At 72.5% G+C, this 25753-nt stretch carries 23 protein-coding genes, 1 pseudogene and 1 riboswitch; of the genes and pseudogenes, 10 read left to right on the top strand and 14 right to left on the bottom strand.

Going from position 1 to position 25753, the window contains the following annotated elements:
- The first annotated feature begins 356 nt into the window (after nucleotides 1-356).
- Nucleotides 357-1676 (top strand): trypsin-like peptidase domain-containing protein, encoded by a 1320-nt coding sequence (locus tag KME75_RS22950; RefSeq protein WP_219416938.1) that lies wholly within the window; start codon nucleotides 357-359, stop codon nucleotides 1674-1676.
- A 275-nt stretch (nucleotides 1677-1951) separates the two neighbouring features.
- Here the strand turns inward: KME75_RS22950 and KME75_RS22945 are convergent, their stop codons facing one another.
- From KME75_RS22945 to gabT, 4 genes are read right to left on the bottom strand one after another with little or no spacing between them, the layout of a single operon-like run.
- Entirely contained in the window at nucleotides 1952-3232 is a 1281-nt protein-coding gene (locus tag KME75_RS22945) for an NAD(P)/FAD-dependent oxidoreductase (RefSeq protein WP_219416937.1), read from the bottom strand.
- Nucleotides 3229-4722, bottom strand: a complete 1494-nt coding sequence (locus KME75_RS22940) for an NAD-dependent succinate-semialdehyde dehydrogenase (protein WP_219416936.1) — start codon at nucleotides 4720-4722, stop codon at nucleotides 3229-3231. The genes KME75_RS22945 and KME75_RS22940 overlap by 4 nt, the downstream gene beginning before the upstream one ends.
- A 17-nt stretch (nucleotides 4723-4739) precedes the next feature.
- The gene (locus KME75_RS22935) at nucleotides 4740-6002 is read right to left on the bottom strand and encodes a Glu/Leu/Phe/Val family dehydrogenase (protein ID WP_219416935.1); all 1263 of its coding nucleotides are present in this window, start codon (nucleotides 6000-6002) and stop codon (nucleotides 4740-4742) included.
- The gene (gabT, locus tag KME75_RS22930) at nucleotides 5999-7351 is read right to left on the bottom strand and encodes a 4-aminobutyrate--2-oxoglutarate transaminase (RefSeq protein ID WP_219416934.1); all 1353 of its coding nucleotides are present in this window, start codon (nucleotides 7349-7351) and stop codon (nucleotides 5999-6001) included. The genes KME75_RS22935 and gabT overlap by 4 nt, the downstream gene beginning before the upstream one ends.
- A 110-nt stretch (nucleotides 7352-7461) precedes the next feature.
- On the opposite strand from gabT, the gene KME75_RS22925 reads away from it, so the two are divergent.
- The 3 genes from KME75_RS22925 (at nucleotide 7462) to KME75_RS22915 (ending at nucleotide 11298) form a co-directional block, all read left to right on the top strand.
- On the top strand, nucleotides 7462-8937 hold the full coding sequence (locus KME75_RS22925) for a PucR family transcriptional regulator (RefSeq protein WP_219416933.1): 1476 nt from the start codon (nucleotides 7462-7464) through the stop codon (nucleotides 8935-8937).
- A gap of 171 nt (nucleotides 8938-9108) precedes the next feature.
- On the top strand, nucleotides 9109-9759 hold the full coding sequence (locus tag KME75_RS22920; RefSeq protein ID WP_219416932.1) for a carbon-nitrogen hydrolase family protein: 651 nt from the start codon (nucleotides 9109-9111) through the stop codon (nucleotides 9757-9759).
- Nucleotides 9760-9933: 174 nt separating this feature from the next.
- Complete coding sequence (locus KME75_RS22915; protein ID WP_219416931.1) at nucleotides 9934-11298, top strand: APC family permease; 1365 nt, start codon at nucleotides 9934-9936, stop codon at nucleotides 11296-11298.
- Nucleotides 11299-11591: 293 nt separating this feature from the next.
- Here KME75_RS22915 and KME75_RS22910 read toward each other — a convergent pair whose 3' ends face one another.
- On the bottom strand, nucleotides 11592-13133 hold the full coding sequence (locus tag KME75_RS22910; protein ID WP_219416930.1) for a dihydrolipoyl dehydrogenase family protein: 1542 nt from the start codon (nucleotides 13131-13133) through the stop codon (nucleotides 11592-11594).
- A 177-nt stretch (nucleotides 13134-13310) separates the two neighbouring features.
- Nucleotides 13311-13373: riboswitch (Fluoride riboswitch) on the top strand.
- A gap of 107 nt (nucleotides 13374-13480) precedes the next feature.
- On the opposite strand from KME75_RS22910, the gene KME75_RS22905 reads away from it, so the two are divergent.
- From KME75_RS22905 to KME75_RS22880, 6 genes are all read left to right on the top strand, one after another.
- Nucleotides 13481-13795 (top strand): DUF3040 domain-containing protein, encoded by a 315-nt coding sequence (locus KME75_RS22905; protein WP_219416929.1) that lies wholly within the window; start codon nucleotides 13481-13483, stop codon nucleotides 13793-13795.
- The gene (locus KME75_RS22900; RefSeq protein ID WP_219416928.1) at nucleotides 13770-14336 is read left to right on the top strand and encodes a fluoride efflux transporter FluC; all 567 of its coding nucleotides are present in this window, start codon (nucleotides 13770-13772) and stop codon (nucleotides 14334-14336) included. The genes KME75_RS22905 and KME75_RS22900 overlap by 26 nt, the downstream gene beginning before the upstream one ends.
- Entirely contained in the window at nucleotides 14333-14710 is a 378-nt protein-coding gene (crcB, locus tag KME75_RS22895; protein ID WP_372452648.1) for a fluoride efflux transporter CrcB, read from the top strand. Before KME75_RS22900 ends, crcB begins: the two co-directional genes overlap by 4 nt.
- Nucleotides 14711-14765: 55 nt before the next feature.
- The gene (locus tag KME75_RS22890; RefSeq protein ID WP_219416927.1) at nucleotides 14766-15248 is read left to right on the top strand and encodes a universal stress protein; all 483 of its coding nucleotides are present in this window, start codon (nucleotides 14766-14768) and stop codon (nucleotides 15246-15248) included.
- 264 nt (nucleotides 15249-15512) lie between these two features.
- Nucleotides 15513-16664: an acyl-CoA dehydrogenase family protein gene (locus KME75_RS22885; protein WP_308283006.1), complete on the top strand. Its 1152-nt coding sequence runs from the start codon at nucleotides 15513-15515 to the stop codon at nucleotides 16662-16664.
- Nucleotides 16665-18707, top strand: coding sequence for a SpoIIE family protein phosphatase (locus tag KME75_RS22880; protein ID WP_219416925.1), 2043 nt, complete (start codon nucleotides 16665-16667; stop codon nucleotides 18705-18707).
- Between the two features lie 184 nt (nucleotides 18708-18891).
- Here the strand turns inward: KME75_RS22880 and KME75_RS22875 are convergent, their stop codons facing one another.
- From KME75_RS22875 to KME75_RS22840, 9 genes and pseudogenes are all read right to left on the bottom strand, one after another.
- Nucleotides 18892-19263, bottom strand: a complete 372-nt coding sequence (locus KME75_RS22875) for a MerR family transcriptional regulator (protein ID WP_219416924.1) — start codon at nucleotides 19261-19263, stop codon at nucleotides 18892-18894.
- A gap of 152 nt (nucleotides 19264-19415) precedes the next feature.
- Nucleotides 19416-19832: an arsenate-mycothiol transferase ArsC gene (locus KME75_RS22870; RefSeq protein WP_219416923.1), complete on the bottom strand. Its 417-nt coding sequence runs from the start codon at nucleotides 19830-19832 to the stop codon at nucleotides 19416-19418.
- Nucleotides 19829-20257 (bottom strand): arsenate reductase ArsC, encoded by a 429-nt coding sequence (locus KME75_RS46885; RefSeq protein ID WP_219416939.1) that lies wholly within the window; start codon nucleotides 20255-20257, stop codon nucleotides 19829-19831. Before KME75_RS46885 ends, KME75_RS22870 begins: the two co-directional genes overlap by 4 nt.
- 30 nt (nucleotides 20258-20287) lie before the next feature.
- Nucleotides 20288-20440 (bottom strand): annotated as a pseudogene (locus KME75_RS46880) (three-helix bundle dimerization domain-containing protein); the annotation flags it as partial.
- 65 nt (nucleotides 20441-20505) lie between these two features.
- Nucleotides 20506-21591, bottom strand: coding sequence for an ACR3 family arsenite efflux transporter (gene arsB, locus KME75_RS22860; protein WP_219416922.1), 1086 nt, complete (start codon nucleotides 21589-21591; stop codon nucleotides 20506-20508).
- Complete coding sequence (locus KME75_RS22855) at nucleotides 21588-21950, bottom strand: ArsR/SmtB family transcription factor (RefSeq protein WP_219416921.1); 363 nt, start codon at nucleotides 21948-21950, stop codon at nucleotides 21588-21590. The genes arsB and KME75_RS22855 overlap by 4 nt, the downstream gene beginning before the upstream one ends.
- Before the next feature lie 152 nt (nucleotides 21951-22102).
- Nucleotides 22103-23560: an amidase gene (locus KME75_RS22850; RefSeq protein WP_219416920.1), complete on the bottom strand. Its 1458-nt coding sequence runs from the start codon at nucleotides 23558-23560 to the stop codon at nucleotides 22103-22105.
- Entirely contained in the window at nucleotides 23557-24621 is a 1065-nt protein-coding gene (locus KME75_RS22845) for a class I SAM-dependent methyltransferase (protein ID WP_219416919.1), read from the bottom strand. The genes KME75_RS22850 and KME75_RS22845 overlap by 4 nt, the downstream gene beginning before the upstream one ends.
- An 87-nt stretch (nucleotides 24622-24708) precedes the next feature.
- Nucleotides 24709-25753, bottom strand: a 1045-nt coding sequence (locus KME75_RS22840) for an ABC transporter C-terminal domain-containing protein (RefSeq protein ID WP_281424638.1), incomplete at its 5' end; no start/stop codon positions are given.

Below are 25753 nucleotides of genomic sequence, written 5' to 3'. Positions count from 1 at the left end.
ATCTCAAGACGTGGCGGATGCTCAGCGAAGAAGGCGGCCGATACCGCGCACCGATCAGCAAGTACCCGAGCGCAGTCAAAGCCATTGTCGGACTATTCTTCTTCGCGGCTTATGAATAAGGCCCCCGGTTCTGGGATAGCCCTCCCCAGGCGGGCGTGACAAGGGCCCGACGTAACAGCGCCGACGGGTTCTCCGCCCCACGGTCGCCCTTCGACGTGCAGGTTCTCCCCGAATCCAGCACACGGCCCAGGTCGAACAGCGGTCGTCAGAAATGCAGGAAATGCGTCCGGCAGCGATGAGCACCACGAGATCCGCTGCACGTCCCGCGGCCCTCACCGAGCAAAGGAGCAGGCAAGATGTCGAAACGTTGGAGAATCGGCGTTCTCACGCTGCTGCTGGTCGTCATCGCCCAGCTGTTCGCACCCACCGCCGCATTCGCTCAGCCCCGTGCCCTGTCCTCGCCCGAGGAGCTCAACGCCATGGTCGAGAAGAGCATCGTCCAGATCACCATCGGCTGGGCGGGTTACGTCCTGTACTCCACCGCCGAGGGCTACGTCTGGTCCGACGAGGTGCAGTACTACGGCAGCTGCAGTGGCTTCCTGGTGACCCCGACCGGGCACATCGTGACGGCGGGGCACTGCGTCCAGCCCGACAGGGCCCGGGCGCATGTCATCGCGGCGTTCCTCGACCAGCAGGTCGCTGAGGGGCTCCTCACCGCGGCCGACGCCCAAGCGCTCCTGCCCGACGCACTCGTCAACTGGAAGGTCGAAGGTCCGACCGACGGGGCACCGATGACGAGGGTCATCCAGGTCGTCCAACCAGGGGCCGTCGACGGTGCCGTGCTCGAGGACCCGGTGGCCGCTCAGCTCGTCGACTTCCGCCCGTCCGCGGAGGGCGACGTGGCGCTGCTCAAGGTCGAGGTCACCGATGCCGTTCCGCTACCCATCGCGGACGACGACCCGAAGAGCGGCACCGCTCTCACGGCCGTCGGGTTCCCGGCCTCGGTCGACGGCGTCGTGGACGGCACCCTCGTGCGGGCCAGCTTCAAGACCGGCACGGCCTCGAGTGCCCAGGTGAGCCCGGAAGGGGTGCCGCAGATCGAGGTGAACGCGGATCTCTCCGGCGGGATGTCCGGCGGACCGACCGTGGACGCCGAGGGCAACGTGCTCGGGGTGAACTCATTCAAGATCAGCGGTGAGGAGCAGGCCTTCAACTTCATCACCGACACGACGGACCTGCGGGACTGGCTCCGCGCCAAGGGACTGCAGCTCGCCCCGCCGCGCTCCGCCCCGCAGACCGAGCCGACGGCCACCGTGGGAGCGCTTCCGGGCCCGAGTGCCGGCGACGGCGACCGCTGGCTGCCCGGCTGGGCGCCCATCGTCATCGCGGTCGGCGCGTTCATCGGCGTCGCGACGATCACCGGGTTCGCGCTCATCCGTCCGAAGCGGCAGCGTTCCGAGCAGGCTCGGGCGGCGGCAGCCCCGGCGGGCCCGCACTGGCCGGGCCACCCCGGCACCGGAGCATGGGCTCCCGCGCATGCGGCCACCACCGGGCAGTCCTGGCCGCCCGCCGGAGACCGGCACCCCGCCGGAGGCCGAACGCATTGCACCACCTGCGGCGCCGTCCTCGGCCCCGACGTCCGCTTCTGCGGTTCCTGCGGGACCCCCGCACGCTGAGCCCACACGCCCCACCCGCTCCTCCCGGCGGCCGATGGAACACCCGCCGCGCGGACGTCGCTCGGTCCGGCACTGCCGGGCCGAGCGACGTCGTGCGCGCCGGCGCGAGGCCGTCCGGTGGTCGACCTCGCCCGCCGCGCCCGCACGGGACGGACCGAGCGACCCGCCGCGGCCCGCAGCCGCCCATCGCCGATCAACCCCTCGGCTGCGTCGCCGTGGTGTGCGCGGCATGAAGGGGATCGATCGGCTCCCCGGGACCCGGTACGTGGCGGCGGTCAGGCGATGCTCTGGTGGCGATGGGCGTCCTGCAGCGGCGCGCGCGGAGACTCCAGTGCGTGCAGGGCGACCGGCTCCCGGCTGGTGGAACCGAGCAGCCAGAGGATGGTCACCAAGAGCCTGCGGCGGCGGCAGGGCAGCCGGCTGCCGTGGTACAGCCGGTGGACCAGCCAGGCGAGGTAGCCGCGGACCGGCACTCCGTAGAGCTCGGCCACGCCCTTGCGCAGCCCGAGCGAGGCCACTGCGCCGGCGTCCTTGTGCCGGTACGGGCGCAGCCGGCGACCACGGACGTGCGCGAGCACGTTGTCGGCGACGCGGACGGCCTGGCGGACGGCGTGCTGCGCGGTCGGCGCACACGGCCCACCCGTGTGAATGTCGGGAACCGAGGCGCAGTCCCCGAGCGCCCACACACCGTCGCAGACCCGCAGGTGCTCGTCGGCGGCGACCCGGCCCTGCTGGTCGACGGGGAGACCGACCTGCCGCAGCACCGGCGAGGCCACGCCGCCGACCGTCCACACGACCGTCTCGGTGTCCAGGACCCGCCCGTCGCTGAGCCGGACGTGTCCGTCGGCGATGGACTCGACGCGGGCGCCCGTGACCACCTCGACGCCGCGCGCGGCGAGGCGGCGGTGCACGTACGACGCGAGCCGCTCCGGCATCTGGGCGAGGATGCGGTCTGCCGCCTCGACGAGCACCCATCGGGTCTCGCAATGCAGCGACGGATGGGTGCGGCGCACCATGTCCTCGAGCTCGGCGAGCGCCTCGATCCCGGCGTACCCGCCGCCGGCGAACACGAAGGTCAGCGCGCGCCGGCGCGTGGCGGCGTCCGCCGTGGTCGCGGCCCGGTCGAGCGCGTGCAGGACCCGGTTGCCCAGATGAAGCGCCTCCTCGACGGTGCGGAACCCGACCGCGTGCTCGACCAGCCCCGGTACCGGCAGGATCCGGGTCACCGAGCCGACCGCGAGCACCACCTCGTCGTAGGCGAGCTCCTGCACCGTGCCGTCGGCGGCCGTGACGGTGGCGACCCGCCGGTCGGTGTCGAGCGCGCTGAGCGCCGCGGTGAGGACCCGCGCACCCGGCAGTGCGGAGCGAAGCGGCACCACCACGTGCGACGGCTGGACCGTTCCGGCCGCGGTCTCGGGCAGCAGCGGCTGGTAGGTCATGTACGCGTGCGGGCTGACGAGCGTGACGTCGATGTCGCGGGGACCCTTGGACAGCAGGCGCCGGGCTGCGGTGAGCCCGGCGTAGCCCCCTCCAACGATCAGAATGCGGCGGCTCATGTCCACTCCACGCTGAGGTACTTCGTCTCCTGGAACTCCCGCAGACCCTCGCGGGCACCCTCGCGACCCAGGCCGCTCTGCTTCACGCCTCCGAACGGCGTCGAGGGGTCCGACACGATGCCGCGGTTGACACCGACCATCCCGGCCTCGACGGACTCGGCGATGCGCATCGCGCGTTGCAGCGAACCCGAGTACACGTACGCCGCCAGCCCGAACTCGGTGTCGTTGACCCACCGCAGCATCTCGTCCTCCGACGTCCACGTGACCACCGGAGCAACCGGGCCGAAGACCTCGTTCCGCAGGATGGCGGCGCCCGCGTCCACGCCGGTGAGCAACGTCGGCGGGTAGAACCAGCCGCGGTCGCCGGACGGTACGCGCGCCTGGTGCGTCACGGCGGCGCCGCCCGCTGTCGCCTCGTCGACCAACGCAGCGACACCGGCCCGGGCCTTGCTGCTCACCAGCGGACCGATCTCGGTGCGGTCGGCGAACGCGGACCCCACCCTCAGCGCCTCGATCGCGGCGCCGAACCGGGCGACGAACTCGTCGGCCACGTCGGCGTGCACGTAGAAGCGGTTGGCCGCGGTACAGGCCTGGCCGGCGTTGCGGAACTTCGCCACCATCGCGCCCCGCACGGCCGCGCCGAGGTCGGCGTCCTCGCACACGACGAACGGGGCGTTTCCGCCGAGCTCCATCGACGAGTTGACGATGCGGTCGGCGGCCTGGCGGAGCAGGATCCGGCCGACGGGGGTGGAGCCGGTGAACGAGATCTTGCGGACCCTCGGGTCCTCCAGCCAGCTCGTGACCACCGTCGAGGAACTGCTGGTGGGCACGACGTTGACCACGCCGTCGGCCACGCCGGCCGCGGTGAGGATCCGGGCCACCGCGAGCGCGGTCAGGGGCGTCTCCGAGGCCGGCTTGAGGACCACGGTGCAGCCGGCCGCGAGAGCGGGCGCGATCTTGCGGGTCGCCATGGCCGCGGGGAAGTTCCACGGGGTCACGAGCGCGGCCACGCCGACCGGGACGTGGGTCACCACGGTCCGGGTGCCACCGGCCGGGGACGGTCCGTACTCGCCATCGGTTCGCACGGCCTCCTCGGCGAACCAGCGGAAGAACTCCGCGGCGTAGGCCACCTCGGCGCGAGCGTCGGGCAGGGCCTTGCCGTTCTCCCAGGCGATCAGCGCGGCCAGCCGCTCGGTGTCGGCCACCATCAGCTCGTAGGCGCGGCGCAGCGCCTCGCCGCGGGTGCGGGCCGGGGTGGCGGCCCAGCCCGGCAGGGCCGCTGCGGCCGAGTCGACCGCCGCGACCGCCTCCGGCGTCCCGGCGTCGGCCACGGCGGCGATGCTCTCGCCGGTCGCCGGGTCGTCCACGGCGAAGGTGGTGCCGTCGGTGGCGGCCCGTCCGGTGCCACCGATCCACACGCCGCGGACGGCGTCCAGTTCGGCGACGAGGCCCGCGACGCGTGCGGGGACAGTGGGTGCGGTGATGGTCATGAGGGCTCTCCTCGGGGTCAGGGGTAGAGGCCGCGCTGCACGTGCGCCTGGGCGACGCGTTCGACGGCGAGGGCGGTGGCTGCGGTGCGGAGGGGCCGGCCGAGCCGGCCGGCGTGGTCGCTGACCCGGTCCCAGGCCGCGAGCATCCGGTCGGCGAGCCGCGCCTCGACCTCGGCGGCGCTCCACCAGTAGGCCTGGTTGGCCTGCACCCACTCGAAGTACGACACGATCACGCCGCCGGCGTTGGCCAGGATGTCGGGCACGACGAGGGTGTCGGCGGCGCGGAGGATCGCGTCGGCCTCGGGCGTGGTGGGGCCGTTGGCGCCCTCCACGATCACCTTCGCCCGCACCCGCGGCGCGTTGCCGGCAGTGAGCACGCCCTCGACCGCGGCCGGCACGAGCAGGTCCACCTCCGCCTCGAGCAGCTCGTCGCCCCCGATGGCGTCGGTGAAGCCGACGACGCTGCCGGTCGCGTCGACGTGCGCCTCCAGCGCGGGGACGTCGAGTCCGCGCTCGTCGGCGACGGCGCCGTACTGGTCGCCGACCGCGACCACCCGCACACCGGCCTCCGCCAGGAAGCGCGCGGCGTAGCGGCCGACCTTGCCGAAGCCCTGGACGGCGGCGGTGGCCCGGGCGGGGTCGATGCCCCGGCTGCGCAGCGCGGCGAGCGCCACGTGCACCACGCCGCGCGAGGTCGCCGTGGCCCGCCCGAGCGAGCCGCCGAGGCTGACCGGCTTGCCGGTGGTGACGCCGAGGACGGTGTGGCCGTGCTGGACCGAGAACGTGTCCATCATCCAGGCCATCGTCTGCTCGTCGGTACCGATGTCCGGGGCCGGGATGTCGCGCTCGGGCCCGATCATCGGGCTGATCTCGGTGGTGTAGCGACGGGTCACCCGCTCGAGCTCCGCAATGGAGTACCGCCGCGGGTCGATCCGCACGCCGCCCTTCGCGCCGCCGTACGGCACGTCGAGCAGCGCGCATTTCCACGTCATCCACATCGCCAGCGCCCGCACCTCGTCGAGGGTCGCGTCGGGGCTGTAGCGCAGGCCGCCCTTGGCCGGGCCGCGGGAGAGGTTGTGCTGGACCCGGTGGCCCGTGAGCAGCTCGGTCGTGCCGTCGTCGCGGCGCAGGGGGATGCTGACGGTGACCTCACGGCGTGGAGCCGCGAGCATCGCGTAGATCCCGTCGTCGTAGCCGAGCAGGTCGACGGCCTGGCGCAGCTGGGTGCGGGCGTCGTCCAGCGGGTGCGGTCGCGTGACCGGATCGAGTACGACGGTCACCGGGTCGCCTCGAAGATCCGCTCGAGCACGTCGAGGCCCTCGGTGAGCAGGTGGTCGGGCATCGACAGCGGTGGCAGGAACCGGAGCACGTTGCCGTAGGTGCCGCACGTGAGCACGACGAGGCCGTCGGCGTGGGCCGCCGCCGCAACGCGCTTCGTCAGGTCGGGGTCCGGGGTCGTGCTGCCGGGCTCGACGAGTTCGACGGCGATCATCGCGCCGCGCCCCCGCACCTCCCCGATCCGCGGGTCGCTCTGCCGGAGCGCGGTGAGCCGCTCCTTCATCGTCTTCTCGATCGCGCGCGCACGGTCGAGCAGGCCGTCGGACTCGATGGTCTCGACGACGGCCAGTGCGGCGGCGCAGGCGAGCGGGTTGCCGCCGTAGGTGCCGCCGAGGCCGCCCACGTGCGGGGCGTCCACGATCTCGGCGCGGCCGGTGACCGCGGCGAGCGGCAGGCCACCGGCGATGCCCTTGGCGGTGACGATCAGGTCCGGTACGACGCCCTCGTGGTCGACCGCGAACATCTCGCCGGTCCGCGCGAAGCCGGTCTGCACCTCGTCGGCGATGAACACCACGTCGTTGGCCCGGCACCACTCGGCGAGCGTGGCCAGGAAGCCGGGGGCCGGCACGATGAAACCCCCCTCGCCCTGGATCGGCTCGATGACGAGGGCAGCGAGGTTGTCCACCCCGACCTGCTTCTCGATCACGTCGACCGCCTCCCGGGCCGCCTCGGCGCCGTCGCGGCCGCCGTCCCGGAACGGGTAGGACAGCGGGGCGCGGTAGACCTCGCCGGCGAACGGCCCGAAGCCGCTCTTGTAGGGCATGTTCTTGGCGGTCAGGGCCATCGTGAGGTTGGTCCGGCCGTGGTAACCGTGGTCGAACGCGACGACCGCCTGCCTCTTCGTGTACGAGCGGGCGATCTTCACCGCGTTCTCGACCGCCTCGGCACCCGAGTTGAACAGCACCGTGCGCTTGTCGTGGTCGCCCGGGGTGAGCCGGTTCAGCTCCTCCGCCACCCGGATGTAGGTGTCGTAGGGCGTGACCATGAAGCAGGTGTGGGTGAACGCCTGCACCTGCGCGGTCACCGCCTCGACGACCCGAGGAGCGCTGTTGCCCACGGTCGTGACGGCGATGCCCGAACCGAAGTCGATGAACGAGTTGCCGTCGACGTCGACGACGACGCCATCACCTGCGGCCACCGCAAAGACCGGCAGTGTGGTCCCGACGCCGCGGGGCACGGCGGCGCCCTTGCGGGCCAACAGGTCCCGGGATCGCGGACCGGGGATCTCGGTGACGAGGCGACGCCGCTGGGGCAGGAAGGGGCCGCCGGTGACCGTGGCGCGTTGAGTCATGGGGATGCTCCAAGCAGTACGCGGGAGCAGCAACGCTAAGTCAGCGCACGCACCGGGGGAACGCCCTCCATGCACAACATCGCCAGCTTCCCTTGTGCAAGGATGGCACGGTGGTCACGGTCACCGATCTCCTCGCCGACACCTCGCTCGCGCTGGTCCCCGTTCATCTTGCGGACGAGGCAGCCGCTATCCGGTGGGTGGCGACCAGCGAGCTCGCCGACCCCACCCCGTTCCTGGAGGGCGGCGAGGTCGTGCTCACCACGGGACTGGAGATGAAGGGGTGGGACAGGCAGTGGCCGGCCTACGTGGACCGGCTGGCCGGGATGCAGGTGGCCGGGATCGGCTTCGCCATCGGCCTCACCCACTCGACGCCACCGGCGGGACTGGTGGCGGCCTGCCGGGACCGGGGGATGAACCTCATCGAGGTCCCCCGCCCGACGACCTTCGTCGCGATCAGCCGCACCGTCGCCTCGATGCTGGAGGTCGCCGCGGAGGCCGCCGCCCGAGCCCAGCTGGCCGCCCAGCGGCAGCTGACCCAGGCGGCGTTGCACCAGGACGACCCGTCCGCCCTGGTGTCCCGACTCGCTCAGCTGGTCGACGGGGCGGCAGCTCTGGTCGGCCGGGATGCGGTGGCGCCGGTCGGCCCGCGGCACGATGACCTGGACCTCGCGGTGGTGTCGGCGGAGGTCGATCGCATCCGCCCCCAGGGGCTGCACGCGGCGACGAGCGTGCAGACCGCCGAGGGGACCCTGGTCGTGCAGCCGATCGGGCTGAGCGGGAGACCCGTCTCGTACCTCGCGGTCCACGTCCCCGGACGGGTGGGCGATCTGGAGCGCACCGTGATCGCCTCCGGTGTGGCGCTCCTCGGCTTGACCGCCGAGACCCGCCGCGAACGACGGGACACCGCACGGCGGCTGCGGACCCGTGCACTGGAGCTGCTCGTGTGGGCCGACGCGTCCTCGGCGGCGATCGTGCTCGAGGCCAGCAGCGAATCTCCCGTGACACTTCCGCCGATGGTCGTGATGGCCCGCGCCCGGGGTGGCGCGGATGCGATGGACGACGCCCTGGCCGCCCTGGAGGACGACCCGATACTGGCCGGCCGGGTCGCCGACGAGCTGTGGTTGCTCGCCGCCCCTGGCGTCCTGGACGCCGTGGTCGGCGAGTGGGGCGGGCGTGGCCTTCGGGTCGGCGTCGGTGATCCGGTGTCGCTCGAGGACGCCCGCCGCAGCCACTCCAACGCCGGGCACGCCCTGGCCGTCGCATCGCCCGCAGCCCCTGTCGTCCGGTGGGAGCGGATGGTGGGCGAGGGGGCGATGGCGGTGCTCGACGACGACCGGGCCGCAGCGTTCGCCACCACCTTCGTCACTCGGCTCGGTGGCGACCGTGAACTGATCCAGACCCTGCGCTCCTTCCTCCGGCACAACGGCTCGCGACTCAAGGTCTCCGAGGAGCTCGGTGTCCACCGGAACACGGTGCGCAACCGGGTCGAGCAGATCGAGCGGGCGCTGGACCGGTCACTGGACGACCCCGACGTCCGCGTGAGCGCATGGATCGCACTTCAGGTGGCCGCCGAACGGTCGCCATGACCCGACCCAGACCTGCCCAATGTGCACATGCAAGCGCGCAGGAATTGTGCGTCACTGCTCTTTCGGGGCTGGCCTTGGATGTCTAAGGTCCCGGCGACGACGACGGAGGTACCCATGAGGTTGCTACCCGTGCTCATGGCACAGACCGCTCCCCTGGCACCGGAAGGAGCGGTGGAACATCTGCGAGCCGACGTGCTGCGGTTGGTCGGGGAGTTCCCCGAGACCCGGATGCTCGTCTACCCGGAGTTCCACACCTGCCACGCGGACGGGTCGCGGACGGAGCGCGAGTCGCAGTACCAGCAGATGGCGCAGCCGCTGAACGGGCCCCGGATGGAGGCCCTTCGCGACATCGCCCGCGAAGCGGGCGTGTGGCTGTTGCCCGGCACGGTGGTCGAGCGCGGCCCCGAGGGCGAGTTGTTCAACACCGCCGTCGTCCTCTCCCCCGACGGCGAGCTGGCCGCGAGCTACCGGAAGATCTTCCCCTGGCGGCCCACCGAGCCCTTCCACCCGGGCGACGCCTTCACCACGTTCGACATCCCCGAGGTCGGCCGGGTCGGGCTCGCGATCTGCTACGACCTGTGGTTCCCCGAGGTCGTCCGGCATCTGGCCTGGCTGGGCGCCGAAGTCGTGGTGATCCCCACGCAGACCACCACCAGCGACCGCGAGCAGGAGCTGGTCCTCGCCCGGCGGCCGCCATCCACAACCAGGTCCACGTCCTCAGCGTCAACGCATCCGACCCCGTCGGGACCGGGCGAAGCCTCGCCGTGGACCCCGAGGGCCTGGTCCGCTGCCAGGCGGTCGGCGGGGCCCCCGCCCTGTTGACCGTGGTCGACCTCGACGCGGTCACCCGGGCCCGTACCCACGGCACCTGCGGGCTGAACCGGATGTGGTCCCAGATGCGCCCAGGTGACCCGGTCGTCCCCGTCCCCCTGTACTCGGGCCGGCTCGACCCCGCTCGATGGGAACCCGGCACGGCACGAACCAACGGAGACACCGATGAAGGCTGACAGCCCACACCTCGAGCGGACCCTCACATTGTGGCCGCTCGTCCTCTTCGGAATCGCCTATGTGACTCCGTTCATCGTGCTCACCACCTTCGGAGTCTTCTCCGAGGCGAGCAACGGAACACTCGCGACGGCGTACGGCCTGGCCACCGTCGCGATGATCTTCACGGCGTTCAGCTACGGCAAGCTCGCAAGGCTCTACCCGCGCGCCGGGTCGGCCTACACCTATGCCCGCCGCGCCATCGGCGGTCGGGTCGGATTCATGACCGGCTGGGCCCTGCTGCTGGACTACCTGTTCCTGCCGATGGTGGTGTGGCTCTTCGGAACCGCCTACCTGTCCAACCAGTTCCCGGAGGTGCCGAGCTGGCTCTTCCTGCTCGCGTTCATCGTGCTCACCACGACGCTCAACGTGATCGGCATCCGCGTCGCAACCCGACTCAACCTCGCGCTGATCAGTTTCCAGGTCCTGATCCTGGCGTTCTTCGTCGTGTTCTCACTGGACACCGTGATCGGCACGTCCGGCGTCGGCGGCGCCTTCAGCGCCGATCCGTTCTGGAACACCACCTCGACGCTGAGCGCGGTGTCAGCCGGCGCTGCCCTGACCGCTTACAGCTTCATCGGATTCGACGCCGTCAGCACGTTCGCCGAGGAGACCGTGGACCCGCGCCGCACCGTGCCCCGCGCGATCGTGATGACTGCTGCCCTGGCCGGCCTCATCTTCGTGCTGGTCGCATACTCGGTCCAACTGGTGCACCCGGGTGGTGAGTTCGCGAACGTCGACAGCGCAGCTCTGGACATCGCCAAGGAGGTCGGCGGCGATCTGTTCGGGGCGATCTTCCTCGCCACCGTGATCGTCCAGTTCACCGCCGGCATCCCGATCCAGGCCGCCGGCGCACGGCTGATGTACGCGATGGGCCGGGACGGCGTGCTGCCTCCGAAGGTCTTCGCCGCCGTGCATCCCCGCTTTCACACCCCGTTTCTCAACGTGCTGCTCACCGGCGCAGTCGGGCTCCTCGCGTTGGTGCTGACCGTCACGACCTCCACCTCGTTCATCAACTTCGGCGCCTTCATGGGCTTCGCCGCGGTGAACATCGCGGTCATCGCCCAATACCTCCGCGACCGCAGCCAGGTACAGCGCAGCGCGCTGTCCTGGGTCGTCCAGCCGCTGATCGGCTTGCTGGTCATCGGCTGGCTGATCACCAACCTGGATTCCAAGGCGCTGCTCCTGGGCGTCGTCTGGGCCTTGATCGGCTTCGGTTGGCTCCTCCACCTCACCCGCGGGTTCCGGGTCCCGCCGCCGGAGCTGGACCTCGACGCCGCCGAGCCGGACGTGCGGGGGGCGAGGTCGGACGGCTGACGTGCTCGGCCATCGCCACGACGTGCCGGACCGTTGTCGCGCCCGGTGTCCCACATGCGCGACCGGCGTGATGACCGCGCCCTGACCGCCTCCGTCGCCACAGATCGGCCTGCGCAGCGGGACGTTCGCCCCCGGGCAGCAACCGGCCCGAGTCGGGCACCTCGACGGTGTGCACCCACCGGACCAGGCGGTCCATCTTCCCGGGAACCCGGACGTCCGGGGCCAGTGCCGGGTCGTCCAGGAGATCCCGCACAAGCATGCTCGCCTCCGGCCGCTACGGTCACCGAGGCGGACTATCGCGTCCTGCGCTGAGCCCGCAGCTCCAGCCACGTCCGACGCATCGTGACCAGCGCGTCGGTGGCCCGGCGGGCGAACGGGGCCGCGAGCCGGGCCCGGACGTCGGCGACGGCAGCGTTCCACGGCCCGTCGCCGAAGGTCGGATAGGGGTGCATCGTGCCGGCCAGGTCGCCGGCCTTCGCGTTGCTGCGCACGGCCAGGGTCAGCTCGGCGAGGGTCTCACCCGCCCGCGGCCCCACGACCGTGGCCCCCACGACCCTCCCCCGGCGGTCGAGCACCAGCCGCGAGAACCCGCTCGTACGGCCTTCGGCGACGGCACGGTCCACCTCGTCGTGCCTCACAGTGCGCACCGTGACCCCCGGCTCGTCCGCCCCGACCCCCACCGCCGCCACCTCCGGCGCCGTGTACGTGACCCGCGGGACCGCCCGCACCTCCGCGGTGCGGCGCAACCCGAGGACGGCGTTGCTCACCGCGGTCGAGGCGTGCACCCCGGCCACGTGGGTGAATTGCGGGTGCCCGCTCACGTCGCCCGCCGCCCAGATCCGCGGGTTGGTGGTCCGCAGGCGGGGGTCGACGACGACGAACCCGCTGTCGTCGACCTCGACACCGGCGGCGTCGAGCCCCACGTCGGCGGTGCTCGGGCGGCGACCCAGCGCCACCAGTACGGCGTCGGCGCGCACCCGCCGGCCATCCTCGAGCACGACTTCCCGTCCCCCGGCGGCGTCCTCCACCGCGCTGACCGGCGCACCGGTGAGGACGGTGGCGCCGTCCCGCACGATCGCCTCCGTCACCAGCTGTGCGGCCTCGGGATCCTCGTTGCCCAGCAGCCGGTCCGCCGCCTCGACGATCGTCACCGTCGAGCCGAGCCGGGCGAACGCCTGCCCGAGCTCGCAGCCGATGGTGCCGCCGCCGAGCACGACCAGCCGGTCGGGAAGCTCGCGCAGGTCCCACACCGTGTCACTGGTGAGCGGTGCGGCCTCGCGCAGGCCCGGTATCGGCGGCACGGCGGGGGCCGACCCGGTGGCGATCAGCGCCTGCCGGAACCGCACCTCACCCCCGCCGCCGACACCGTCGACCCGAGCCGAACCGGCGCCGGTGAACCGGGCCGAACCCCGCACGACCTGCACCCCCGCACCGCGCAACGTCTCCGGCGAGTCCGCCGGCTCGATCGCGGCGATCGCGGCACGCACGTGCGCCATCACCTCGCCGAAGTCGACCCACACGCCCTCGACGTGCACCCCGACCCGGCCGGCCGCACGCGCGTCGGCCGCGGCCGACGCCGCGGCGAGCAACGCCTTGCTCGGCACGCACCCGGTCCACAGACAGTCCCCGCCCGGCCGGTCCCGCTCCACCATCAGCACCGACGCCCCGAACGACGCCACCGTGCGCGCACCCACGATCCCGGCCGTGCCGCCACCCACCACGAGCAGGTCCCAGACCTCGTCCGCACGCCCCTCCAGGACGTTGCGGTCGCCGGACGCTTGCGGGTCCCCCTCCGTCAGGTGATCGTCCGCGACATCGCCCTGGCTGATGCTCATCGCTCTCCCTCGCTGCGCTCAGTCGGCGCCGTCGCCCCGGACGTCTGTGAGCCGATCCGGCCGGACGGGAACCCGGCCGGCCGACGGATCGATTCCCGGCGACCCGCGTGGACCAGCTGACCACGTTGACGTTGGCGACGCCCAATTCGCCGCGAGCCGGAGCAGGTAGGGTGTTCCCGAGATACAGGTGATGGGGCTCGCCTTCAACCGCCCGCCCGGGCTGATGGCTCCTACCGACAGGGCTGATCTGTGGGTAGGAGGTGTCGATGTCGGCCCAGTTCTCCAGCGCACGTTCCTCGACGCCGCCCGGTCCGGGTGGCTGCTGTGGGGCCGGCCGGTGATCGGCAGTGTCGCTCTCACGTCGGGAACGGCGCGCGTTGCGCGCGATCGAACGGGCGTTGGACGCCGAGGACCCCGAGCTGGCACGACTGATGCGGACGGCCCGCGCCACGCCGTCCGGGGAGGTTCCGCGGATCTGGTGGCGGCTGTTCTGGTCGACGCTCGCCCTGCTGGTGCTGGGGTTGCTGCTGCGCAGCGCCACGCTGCTGCTGGCCGCGTGCCTGCTGATCGGCGCGTTGCCGCTGCTGGTGCTGGTTGCCCGGTCGGTCGCCGGCTGGTGGCGGTACGGCCCACGCGATGACCGAACGGAGAAAGGGGCCTGACCAGGCTGCGGGCCGCCGGACCCCGCGTGAACCCGCGGCGGAGCCGCTGCTCGAGGCCGGGTCGGGAGTCGTGGACCCGGACGTCGACCTGGCGGTGCCGGCGCCGCGCCGCGAGCCGGCCGGGCACCGGCTGGACGTGCTGGGCGCGATCGCGGCCGGCGGGGTCCTCGGCGCGGAGGCCCGCTACGGCCTCGGGCTCGCCCTGCCGCACGCACCCAAGGGTTGGCCGTGGTCGACGCTGCTGGTGAACATCTCCGGCTGCCTGCTGATCGGCGTGCTCATGGTGGTGATCACCGAACTGGTGAGACCGCATCGGCTGGTGCGCCCGTTCCTCGGGGTCGGGGTGCTCGGCGGCTACACCACCTTCTCCACCGCCACGGTGGACGCCCTGACCCTGCTGGACGCCGGCCGGCCCGCGGCCGCGCTCGGCTACCTCGTGGCGACCCCGGCGCTGGCCGTGCTCGGCTGCGCCATCGGGGTCGTCGCCGCCCGACTACTCGCCGGACGCTCACTGCGGCCCCCCGCGGAGACCCCCCGATGAGCGCCCTGACGATGCTGTGGGTCGGCATGGGAGCGGCGGTCGGCGCTCCCCTTCGGTACTTGATCGACCGCGCCGTGCAGGCCCGGCACCGGCGCCGGTTCCCGTGGGGCACCTTCACCGTCAACATCGTCGGCTCGTTGCTGCTCGGCGCGCTCACCGGCGCCGCCGCCGTGCTCCCTGCCCCGGTGTCGGCCGCGGCCGGGGTCGGGTTGTGCGGGGCGTTGACCACCTACAGCACCTTCAGCTACGAAACCGTCACCCTCCTCGAGAACCGGGCCCGCGTCACCGCCGTGGCCAACCTCGCCGGCAGCGTCATCGCCGGGCTGCTCGTCGCCGCGCTCGGCTGGTGGGCAACCCGCACCCTGCTGACCTGAGAGTGCTGACGCGGATGCCCGGACGGCCTACCCTGGAACCACCCGGGAGGACGCTGTGACCAGCCCGAACGACCGTGAGCCGACCGTGGAGCCGACCTTGGTCGTCGGCTACGGCCGCGACCCCTCCAGCGACCACGCCCTGCTCGTCGCCACCGACTTCGCCCGCCGGCTCGGCGCCCGCCTGCACGTCGTGCACACCGTCTGCCTGGCCGACTACCCGGTCGATCCGGACGCCTGGGACTGGGAGGAACAGGGCGCCGCCGGCCTCGCCGAGCAACGCCGCAGCGTCGCCCGCCTCCTCGGCGACACCGACGTGGCCTGGAGCTACGAGGACCGCCGCGGCGACCCGGCATGCGAACTCGCTCGGGCCGCCGCCGAGCACGACGCGCTCCTGATCGTCGTCGGCACCCGCGGTGAAGGTCTCAGACGCGCGCTCGCCCGCCTGGTCGATCCCTCGGTCTCACACGGGGTCATCCAGCGCCAACGCCGACCCGTCCTGGTCGTTCCCGCCCACCCGAGATCTGAGTCGGAGAGGTAGGCGGTCGGCGATGCACCCGTCGAGCGACATCGACATGTAGACCACCTGCTGCCGACACGTCGACCTCCTGTGGGGCCCGGGCAGCCCGCGCATCCTCTGCCTCGACCCGGACCGGATTATGCTGCCCGTGCTCGCGTCGGCGGAGCGCTCACGGCTCCCGCTCTGCGCGCCGCGGACACGGGACGACGAGCTGCAGGTCGGGGCGAGCGATCATCACCCGCGCGCCGCCAAACGGAAGTGAACTGGAGGCGGGCCTTGGGACAGGTGGAGCTGGGCGAGGCCGTTGCACGTGCCCGGAAGATCTCCGAGGTCGTGCTCGCCCCTTCAGCAGCCGCGGTGGACGCGGAACGGCGGTGGCCCGCTGCAGGGATGTCCGGCTTGCGGGACGAGCTCGGCGGGCTGGTCGTACCGGAGCGGTTCGGCGGGTTGGGGCACGGCCTCCTGGCGGTCGCCCAGGTCGGCGAGGCCACGGGGCGGGCGTGCGCATCGACCTCGATCTGCTTCGGCATGCACCTGGTGGCCTCCGCGGTGATCGCGGCGAAGGCGACCCCGCTGCAGCAGGAGCGCTATCTGCGCCCGATCGCCGCCGGACGGCACCTGACGACGCTCGCGGTGTCCGAGCCGGGCACGGGTGGGGAGTTCTGGCTGCCCCAGACCCGGATGCAGCACCTCGGTTCCGACTCGTTGGAGTTGACCGGCACCAAGAGCTTCGTCACCAACGGTGGTCACGCCGACTCCTACGTCGTGTCCACGGTCGCCACCGACCCCGCGGCCCCGCCCGGCCAGTTCTCCTGCACGGTGGTGGAGGCGGACCTGCCCGGGATGGAGTGGGAGGCGCCGTGGCAGGGGCTCGGCATGCGGGGCAATTCCTCCCGGACGCTGCAGCTGCGCGGGGTGCAGATCCCCGACTCGCAGCTCCTGGGCGACGAGGGTGACCAGATCTGGTACGTCTTCAACGTCGTCGCCCCCTACTTCCTGATGGCCATGGCCGGGACCTATCTCGGGGTGGCCGCCGCGGCACTGCACGAGGCGCGCACCCACCTGCTGCGGCGGAGGCACAGCCACAGCGACCGGACCTTGGCCACCCTCCCGCTGGTGCAGCATCGGCTCGGTGAGATGTGGGCCCGGGTGGAGCGCACCCGACGGCTCATCTACCACGCAGCGGCGGAGGCAGACGCGGGCGGCCCGGAGGCTCTGCTCGGGTTGTGCTCGGCGAAAGCAGAGGTCGCCGAGGTTGCCCAGACCGTCGTCAACGATGCCCTCTCGATGACGGGCGGCGTCGGGTACGCGCAGGACTCGGCATTGCACCGGCACCTGCGCGACGCCCGCGCCGCGCACGTGATGGCTCCACTGACCGACACACTGCGGGTCTGGGTCGGCAAGGCTCTGCTGGACCAACCGCTGCTGGAGGCGTGAATGCCCGCGGCCCGGCCTCGAGTGCTGCTCGTCGGTGTGATCCCCGAGGTCGCGGCTGCGCTGGAGACCGCGCTCGCTGCCGAGGTCGACCTGATCGACGTCGCCGCCGAGGAGGTCCTGACGCATCTCGATCCTGACGCAGGCCGTCGAGGGGCGACGGTGGTGCTGATCGGCCGCGAGTTGCCCGCGCCCGTCGGGATGGTCCATGCCGTGCGCCCGGACGGCATCGATGTGGCGGTGCTCGCCGTGTCGACGCCGGCGACCGAAGCAAAACTCGCCACCGTGCCGCTGCTGTTCTCCGATGACCAGGTCCGCGCGATACCCGCGGCCCGGGCCGACGAGTTGCCCGCGATGGTCCGCCGGCTGTTGCACGGGATGGCGCGGCGCGCGCAGTACGCCGGCGTCCGCGCCGCCGCGCAACGACAGCTGTCGGCCGGCGCCGCGGGAATCGGCCGGCAGGTGGGCGAGCAGATGTTCGGGGAGTTCCTCAACCAGGCCCCGATCGGGGCGGTGATGCTCGACGACACCGGTGGCGTGGCCGCCTGGAACCATCGGGCTGCTGAGATCCTCGACCTGGCCGCACCGGAGTCCCTGCACCACTGTCTCACCGCGCTGTTCCCCTCGCCCACGGGTACCCGCCTGCGCCACCACCTCGCGCACCCGGCCGATCCGAACGCCACCTTCGAGCGGACCCGCCCGGACGGGGCCGCCCAGACCGTGCGCATCAGCCCGCAGCAGGTGTTGGACACCCACGGGCGCGAACGGACCCTGGTCCTCGTCGAGGACGTGACCGACCGCGTTCAGGTCGAGCGGCAACTCGCCGAACGCACCAGCCACGCCCTGCTCAGCGGGGACGTCGCGGCCGCCGTCACCGCCGGCGGCCCGCTGCCGGTGCGGCTGCAGAAGACCGCGCAGGCGACCGTCGACCGTCTTGACGCCGCGTTCGCCCGCATCTGGGTCCTCGACCCCGTCCGGAACATGCTGCACCTGCGCGCGAGCGCCGGCCTGTACACCCACCTCGACGGCGCACACGGCCACGTCCCCGTCGGAGCACTCAAGATCGGCTTGATCGCCGCCGAACGGCGCCCGCACCTGACGAACTCCGTGATCGGCGACCCCCGGATCAACGACCAGGAGTGGGCTCGCCGCGAGGGCATGCAGGCCTTCGCCGGCTATCCGTTGATCGTCGACGAGGAACTCATGGGCGTCCTCGGCCTGTTCGCGCGACACCCGCTCCCCGACACCACCCTGGATGCGCTGGCCGGGATCGCCAGCCAGATCGCCGTCGGTATCCGGCAGGATCGCCTGCTGCAGCGCCTGTCGAACACCGCCGAAACCCTGCAGCACGCCCTGCTACCGGCAGCGCTGCCCGATCTGCCCGGGCTCTCGCTGGCCGCTCGCTACCTGCCCGGCGCGGAAGGAGTCGACACCGGCGGCGATTGGTACGAGGTGCTCCACCTCGACGCCGACCACACCGCCTTCGTCGTCGGCGACGTCGTCGGGCAGGGCGCAGCCGCCGCGGCCATGATGGGCCAACTCCGCAGCGCGCTGGCGGCCTACCTGCTCGAGGGCCACACCCCGGCACGAGCCCTCGAGCACCTCAACCATTTCACCAGCCGGATCGACGGGGCACGAGGCAGCACCACCACCGTCATGGTCCTCGACACCAGCACCGGTCGTCTGCGCTGGGCCTGCGCCGGGCATCTCCCGCCGCTCGTCGTCGAGCCCCGAGGCACACCTCGCTACCTGGAGGCCGGCCGCGGGCCCTGCCTCGCCGTCTTCGACGACCCCCCGTTCCACGAAGGGCAGATCCACCTCACACCCGGATCGTCCGTGCTGCTCTACACCGACGGGCTGGTCGAACGCCGTGGCGAAACGATCGACGACGGACTCGATCGTCTGGCCGCCGCTGCCGCACAACTCACCCCCGCTGCCCCCGACCTGATCATCGACGAGATCATGGTGCGCATGCTCACCGGGCAGGACCGCGCCGACGACACTGCCGTGATCATCGCCCGCCTCGACGCGTCCGGCCCCCGCTGACGCATCCCTGCCGCAGCCGCAGACGTCGAAAGATCGGGGCGCCTGACCTGCTCGGACCGCTGCCGCAAAGACCGCTCACACCCGCCGCCACGCAGCGTGGCCCGGAACTCTCACCCGGCAGTTCGCGCGTCGAGATACCGGTGCAGCGCCGTGGCCGCGGCCAGCATCGCTCGGGACCGGGCGTTCAGAGCCTGCCGGCGATCGGCCAACGGACGTGTGACGTGGCGGGATCACGAGCATCTCGGAGCTCGTCGAGCAGCAACCGGATGTCGGCGATCGAATGACCGGCCCGTCGGAGCTGGCCGACGAGGTGCGCGTCGCGCACGTCACCGGCGACGTACACCCGGTGACCCTGGTGGTCGCGGCCCGGCCGCAACAGCCCGTCGCGTTCCCAGCGGCGCAACGTCGCCGGCTGCACACCCAGCTGATGGGCCAGCGGCCCGATCGAGACCGGGGCACCGTCCCACGACTGGACGGTGATGTCTCTCAGGGTGGTCTCGACCGCATCGACGATCCCGCGCGCCGAGACGAGCTCGGCATGGCTTCGATCGATCACGTCGAGCGCGTCGTCGAGTCGATCTGTGTTGACCGCGACCATGATCGCGCGGGCGGCGGGGTGACCGTGCGACCACGTCCACGTGCTCGACGTTGTCGTCCCGGCCCTGCGCCTTCACCACCACCACCACCACCACCGGCGGCAGCGCGGGACTATCGGTCGGTAGCGGGGACGAGTTCGGCGTGCAGCGCTTGGACGCGAGCGTCGATGTCGTCACGGACGAGACGCATCCGCTCGATGCCGTCGATGCCGCGTTCGGACGGCTCGTCGGTGTCCCAGTTCCGCAGCTCGGTCCCGGTGGGCACCTCGACCTGGGCCTCGCGGCCGAGGGTGACGACGAGGTCGACCGAACGCAGCAGCTCCGGGTCGACGGGCTTCGGGGTTTCGCCGGTGACGTCCACGCCGACCTCGGCGAGGGACTCCGCGGACAGGGCGTTGATCGCCCCGCCGGGCCGCGTTCCGGCCGAGTGCACGGTCACGCTGTCGCCGGCGGCTCGGCGCATCAGCCCGGCGGCCATCTGCGACTTGCCGCCGTTCTTGACGCAGACGAACAGCACCGACGGCGTCACGACGTGGCGCCCTCGGCCGGGGCGGACGCGGTGAGTTCGGCGAGCAGGGCCCGGACGCGGCGGTCGATGTCGTCGCGGATGGGGCGGATCTCCGCGGCGGACCTGCCGGCCGGGTCGGTCAGCTCCCAGTCCAGGTAGCGCTTGCCCGGGTAGACCGGGCAGGCGTCACCCCACCCCATGCTGATCACCACGTCGGCGGCGCGGACGACGTCGTCGGTGAGCGGCTTGGGGAACTCCTTGGACAGGTCCAGCCCGATCTCCGACATCACCTCCCGGACGGCCGGGTTGATCTCGTCTGCCGGGGTGGACCCGGCCGAGCGCACGTGCACCCGGCCCTGGGCGTGGTGATCGAGCAAGGCGGCGGCCATCTGGGAACGGCCGGCGTTGTGGACGCAGACGAACAGGACCTCGGGAACTCCGGACACGAGGACTCCTTCGGAGTGGGCGAGCGCGGTGAGGCGGTCGGTGGCGAAACGCCGGGTCAGCGCGGTCAGGTGGGTGGTCACCGTCGCCGTGCGGCGCAGCGCGGTGTAGGACTCGAAGACGTAGCGGTAGATCGTCTGCTCGGAGAAGATCCCGGCGAACCGGGCCGCGAGGTCGGCGACCATGCGCTCGAGCACCGCGACATCGGTGAGCAGCCGCGGCCGCTGCGCCGACCCGGCGGGCGGGTCGGTCATCGATCGGCTGCGGCGCGGGCGCCCCACCACCGCTTGCGCAGGGCCAGCGACACGTAGACCAGCGCAACGAGGACGGGGACCTCGATCAGCGGCCCCACGACGCCGGCCAGCGCCTGCCCGGAGGTCACCCCGAAGGTCGCGATCGCCACGGCGATGGCGAGCTCGAAGTTGTTGCCGGCCGCGGTGAACGCCAGCGTCGCCGAGCGCTCGTAGCCGAGGCCGACGGCCTTGGCCAGGGCGAGCGACCCCAACCACATGATCGCGAAGTAGGCCAGCAGCGGCAGCGCGATCCGGGCGACGTCCAGCGGCTGGGAGGTGATCGCGTCGCCCTGCAACGCGAACAGCACGACGATCGTGAACAGCAGCCCGTAGAGCGCGAACGGCCCGACCTTCGGCAGGAACTTCTGCTCGTACCACTCGCGGCCCTTGGCCTTCTCCCCGAACCGGCGGGTGAGGTAGCCCGCGACCAGCGGGATCCCGAGGAAGATCAGCACGGACTTCGCGATCTGCCACGCGGAGACGTCGAGATCGGCCTGCGGCAGGCCCAGCCAGCCCGGGAGCACCGACAGGTAGAACCAGCCCAGCGCGGCGAACGCGATGACCTGGAACACCGAGTTCAGCGCAACGAGCACCGCGGCCGCCTCGCGGTCGCCGCAGGCGAGGTCGTTCCAGATGATGACCATGGCGATGCAGCGGGCGAGCCCGACGATGATCAGGCCCGTGCGGTACTCCGGCAGGTCCGGCAGCATCAACCAGGCGAGAGCGAACATCAGCGCCGGACCGAGCACCCAGTTCAGCACCAACGAGCTGATCAGCAGGCGGCGGTCGCCGGTGACCCGGTCGAGCCGGTCGTAGCGAACCTTCGCCAGCACCGGGTACATCATGATCAGCAGCCCCAGCGCGATCGGCAGCGAGACGCCGTCGATCGCGATCGCGTCCAGCGCCCCACCCAACCCGGGGATCAGCCGGCCGGCGAGCAGGCCGACGACCATGGCGGCAATGATCCAGACGGGCAGGAACCGGTCCAGGGTGGACAGCCGTGCGGCGACGGGGGCGTCGAGCTCGGGCGGAGCGCTGCTCATGCGGTGACTTCCAGTTCGTGGGGGGCGAGGGCGCGCGCGAGTGCGGCCAGGGCGTCGGGCAGGGCGCGGTAGTAGATCCAGGTGCCGCGCCGGTCGCCGGTGATCAGGCCGGCTTCGCGTAACACCTTGAGGTGGTGGCTGATGGTGGGCCCGGACAGCTCGAAGGCGTCAGTGAGATCGCAGACGCAGGCCTCGCCACCCTCGTGGGAGGCGATGAGGCTCAGCAGGCGCAGCCGGGTCGGGTCGGCGACAGCCTTGAACCCGGCGGCGAGCGTGGCGGCGTGCTCGGGGCTCAACGGTGGGCGCGCGAGCGGCACCGGACCGCACTGCGCCCCGAGGCGGATCTCCTGCTTCGACACACGTCTATGTTGAAGTGTGTCGAAGCACTATGCAAGGTGATCGGCGACTCGTTGGCAGTGTGGGGATGGCGGGAGGCCCCGCCGAGATCGCCGTCCCCGTCGCGGAATCCCGCCCGACGCACCCTGGGAACCCGGGTCTCGGCACATGCACCTCACGCGCGACTTTCCGATATCGCCGCAGCGGTGAACGCGCTGACGGCCGGCGTCCGTTCCGCCCACGGCCGGGCCTGCTCCAGCTGGGCGGCGAGGCGGAGGAGGGTTGCCTCGTCGCCGAACCGGCCGAGGAAGTGGACGCCGACCGGGAGCCCGGCGTCGTTCCACCACAGCGGCACCGACATGGCGGGGTTGCCGGTGAGGTTGGCGACGACGGCGGGATACCGCACGGTCGGGCCGCCCCGCCGGAGTGCACGCATCGGATCGTCGGGTGTCGAGACGATCTCACCGAGCGGTGGGGGCGGGCTGGACGTCGTCGGCGTCAGCCAGAGGTCGACGTCGGTGAGGAAGGCCGCCACGCCGCGGGCGAAGGCCTGCAGCTCCCCGATCGCGAGCAGATACTCCGCGGCCGACACCCGTTCGCCCGCCTCCCGGTAGGCCTGGGTCAGCGGTTCCAGCTCGTCGGGTCCTGGCTCGCGGCCCAGCCTGCGCACCCAGTGGCCCACCGTCCAGGCGGTAGCCGCGTGGAACACGGTGCCGATGGCGGCGCCGACCGCGGGGGTGAGCCCCGGCAAGTTGGCCTCGAGCATCTCGTGGCCGAGCGACGAGCACAGGGCGACGGCGTCGTCCAGCGCATCGACGCAGTCGGGATCGCCGGGGGAACCGTCCGGGGTGCGGGAGGTGAAGGCGATGCGCAGCCGCCCCGGGTCGGCGCCCACCTCCGCAGCGAAGGGCCGGGCCGGCGGGGGCGCCGGGTACGGGTCGCCAGGGGTCGGACCGGCCGTGGCGTCCAGCAGGACCGCACTGTCGCGCACCGACCGCGTGACGGCGTGCTCGGTGAGCCAGCCGCTGACGACGTAGCCGCACCCGGGGCCGAGCGGGTTGCGCGCGCGGGTGGGCTTCAGCCCGAGGAGGCCGGTCGCCGCGGCGGGGAACCGGATGGACCCGCCGAGGTCGTTGGCGTGCGCCATCGGGACCATGCCGGACGCGACGGCGGCGGCGGATCCACCGCTGGAGCCGCTCGTCGAACGCGTGACGTCCCACGGGTTGCGGGTCGGACCGTGCCGCACCGGCTCGCAGGCCGGCACCATCCCGAACTCCGGGGTGTTGGTCTTCCCGACGATCACGAGTCCGGCCCGGCGCAACCGGACCACCAGTTCGGAGTCGTGCACCGACACGGTGTCGCGCAGGAACCTCGACCCCGCCGTCATCCGGACGCCCGCCACGTCGACCAGCAGGTCCTTGACCAGGAACGGGACGCCCCGGAACGGGCCCGCCGGGGCGCGGCGGGCCGCGCCCTGCGCGTGCTCGAACATCGGCGTGACGACGGCGTTGAGCACCGGGTCGAGAGCCTCGATCCGCTCGATCGCCGCCGCCACCAACTCCTCCGCGGTGAGCTCCCCGCGCCGGACGAGGTCGGCCTGCGCGACCGCGTCCAGCGCTGCCAGCTCGGTCATGGCCGGGCCTCGAGGACGATGTTGAGCGGTGCGGCGTCCTGCGCCACGCGCCGGACCCTGCTGTACCCCGCGTCGGCGAGCACCTGGCGCAGCCGCTTCTCCCCGGCCATCGTCCCCAGCGCCCGGGCTCCCGGTTGCGCGAGCGAGGACGGCGTGCAGACCAGGGTCGAGACCGAGTAGCCGATGCGCGCGTACGGGTTGCTGAAGTCGTCCTCCAGGCGATCGGCGGCCAACGGCTCCACGACGAGCACCGTGCCGCCTGGTGCCAGGGTGGACCGCGCGTGTGCGGCGGCGGCCACCGGATCGCCGAGGTCGTGCAGGCAGTCGGTGAAGACGACGAGGTCGTAGTCCAGGCCCGGGAAGGCCGTCGCATCGGCGACCTCGAAGGCGACGCGGTTGCCCACGCCGGCGTCGGCGGCTGCCTTGCGAGCGGTGGCGACCGACCCGGGGTCGATGTCGATCCCCACGACGGTGGCCGCCGGGAACGCCTCGGCCATGAGGAGCGACGCCACGCCGTACCCGCAGCCGATGTCGGCGATCCGGCCGCCGCGCTCCAGTGTCCCGGCGACGCCGTCGAGCGCCCCGATCCACCGGGCCAGCCCCGCCCCGTACATCGGCCGGGTGAACCGCGCCTGGGCGCCGTTCAGCGCAGGGTGGTGCTCGCCCCAGCCCATCCCGCCGCCGCTGCGGAAGAACCGTTCGACGGCGTCGAGGTCGGTCCAGCATGCGATGAGGGCCGGGAAGACGCCGATCAGGGACGTGGGGCTCGCGTCATCGGCGAACACCGCCGCCATCTCGTCGGTCAGCGTGAACGTCCGCGCCGCCGGGTCGTAGTGCACGTAGCCTGCCACGGCCATCGTGCTCAGCCACTCCCGAACGTACCGCTCGACCGTGCCGGTTCTCGCCGCCAGCTCGGCCGGTGTCAGCGGGCCGGCGCCGGCCATGGCGGTCCACAGCCTCAGCCGGTCGCCGAGGACGACGACGGGCCCGGTGAATCCGACCCCGAGGTCGGCGAACACACTGCCGACCGCCTGCTCGAGCTGATCCTGGTCCAGGGACATGTCCGCCTCCTGTTGCCGTCGGTGTCGTTCACCCGCAGTGGCGTGAGATCGCGACTCACGATCCGTGGGATCGACGACGCCTTCGGCTCACAGCTGCCACGTCACGGGCTCCGGGGGCCGGTAGCAGCAGCGGGTGCCGGTGACGACCGAGAGGCGCAGGTGGTGCCCGAGCTCGGGGTGCACCCGCTCGACGTGCCGGATGCTGTCGCGGATCCGGGCGGTCACCGTGGTGCGCGCGCGTTCCGCATCATCGCCCAGCCGCCGGCGGCGGCCGCGGAGACCGGTGGCGCGCGCGAGCTCGCCGATGACCGCCTCCCGCTCGGCGGCCAGCCGCGCCGACCGCTCCGGATCGCCCTCGGCGTCGGCATCGGCCAGCTGGATGTCGAGTGCAGCGATGCGGGCCGCGTACTCCGCGCGGGCCCGCTCGTCCAGGACCGGGGCGGCTCCGCTCGCCGGCATCAGGCCCTGGTGAAGCAGGACGGTCGCCGGGATCTCCTGGCCGGGCGCCCGGAACAGCCGGGCGAGGTCGCGCAGCCCCTTCGCATCCCGCAGCCGCACCGTCCGACCGGCGAAGGCGAGCATCCACGCGTCCCCGTCGACGCGGAAGACGTTCTGCTCCACGGGCCGGCGCCGGTCGAGTTCGGCGAGCTCGGCTGCGGCGCGTTCGGCGACCGCCGCAAGCCCCAGCTCGTCACCTTCGGCGATCGCAGCGACGAGCAGGTCCCGGGCCGCGGGTCGGTCGCCGGGCCGGCCGCGGCGCAGCAGCGCGCGGGCGAGTTCCGTGCGCGCCCGCGCGCGGTACGGCCGCGCCGCCAGGCGGTCGGACAGCGCGACCGCGCGCTGCAGGTGCACAACAGCGTCGTCCCACCGGTCCAGGGCGGCGGCCAGCACGCCGAGGTGGAACGCCACCGGCCCGGTCGTGAACACCGCGCCGCCGAGAACCGCGATCCCGTCCGCGAACGGCACTAGCTCGTCGTGGAGCCGGGCGCACCGTTCCCGGTCGCCCAGGGTGGCGGCGAGCTCCGCGACCATCGTGAGCGTGACCAGCCGGCGCCACCGGTAGCCGACGCGGTCGTGCACGGGCAGGGCGGCGACGACGGGGGGGGGCGCCCCCCCCTCCCCCCCCTCCCCC

The organism is Pseudonocardia nigra (assembly GCF_019396355.1).
In the GTDB taxonomy this organism is placed as follows: domain Bacteria; phylum Actinomycetota; class Actinomycetes; order Mycobacteriales; family Pseudonocardiaceae; genus Pseudonocardia; species Pseudonocardia nigra.
This window is presented reverse-complemented; position numbering and strand designations above follow the sequence as displayed.

Bases quoted from the DNA above. Each gene is read 5' to 3' on its own strand.
- KME75_RS22950 (WP_219416938.1), top strand. From the start codon at position 357: ATGTCGAAACGTTGGAGAATCGGCGTTCTCACGCTGCTGCTGGTCGTC.
- KME75_RS22945 (WP_219416937.1), bottom strand. From the start codon at position 3,232: ATGAGCCGCCGCATTCTGATCGTTGGAGGGGGCTACGCCGGGCTCACC.
- KME75_RS22940 (WP_219416936.1), bottom strand. From the start codon at position 4,722: ATGACCATCACCGCACCCACTGTCCCCGCACGCGTCGCGGGCCTCGTC.
- gabT (WP_219416934.1), bottom strand. From the start codon at position 7,351: ATGACTCAACGCGCCACGGTCACCGGCGGCCCCTTCCTGCCCCAGCGG.
- KME75_RS22915 (WP_219416931.1), top strand. From the start codon at position 9,934: ATGAAGGCTGACAGCCCACACCTCGAGCGGACCCTCACATTGTGGCCG.
- KME75_RS22910 (WP_219416930.1), bottom strand. From the start codon at position 13,133: ATGAGCATCAGCCAGGGCGATGTCGCGGACGATCACCTGACGGAGGGG.
- KME75_RS22900 (WP_219416928.1), top strand. From the start codon at position 13,770: ATGACCGAACGGAGAAAGGGGCCTGACCAGGCTGCGGGCCGCCGGACC.
- crcB (WP_372452648.1), top strand. From the start codon at position 14,333: ATGAGCGCCCTGACGATGCTGTGGGTCGGCATGGGAGCGGCGGTCGGC.
- KME75_RS22880 (WP_219416925.1), top strand. From the start codon at position 16,665: ATGCCCGCGGCCCGGCCTCGAGTGCTGCTCGTCGGTGTGATCCCCGAG.
- arsB (WP_219416922.1), bottom strand. From the start codon at position 21,591: ATGAGCAGCGCTCCGCCCGAGCTCGACGCCCCCGTCGCCGCACGGCTG.
- KME75_RS22850 (WP_219416920.1), bottom strand. From the start codon at position 23,560: ATGACCGAGCTGGCAGCGCTGGACGCGGTCGCGCAGGCCGACCTCGTC.
- KME75_RS22845 (WP_219416919.1), bottom strand. From the start codon at position 24,621: ATGTCCCTGGACCAGGATCAGCTCGAGCAGGCGGTCGGCAGTGTGTTC.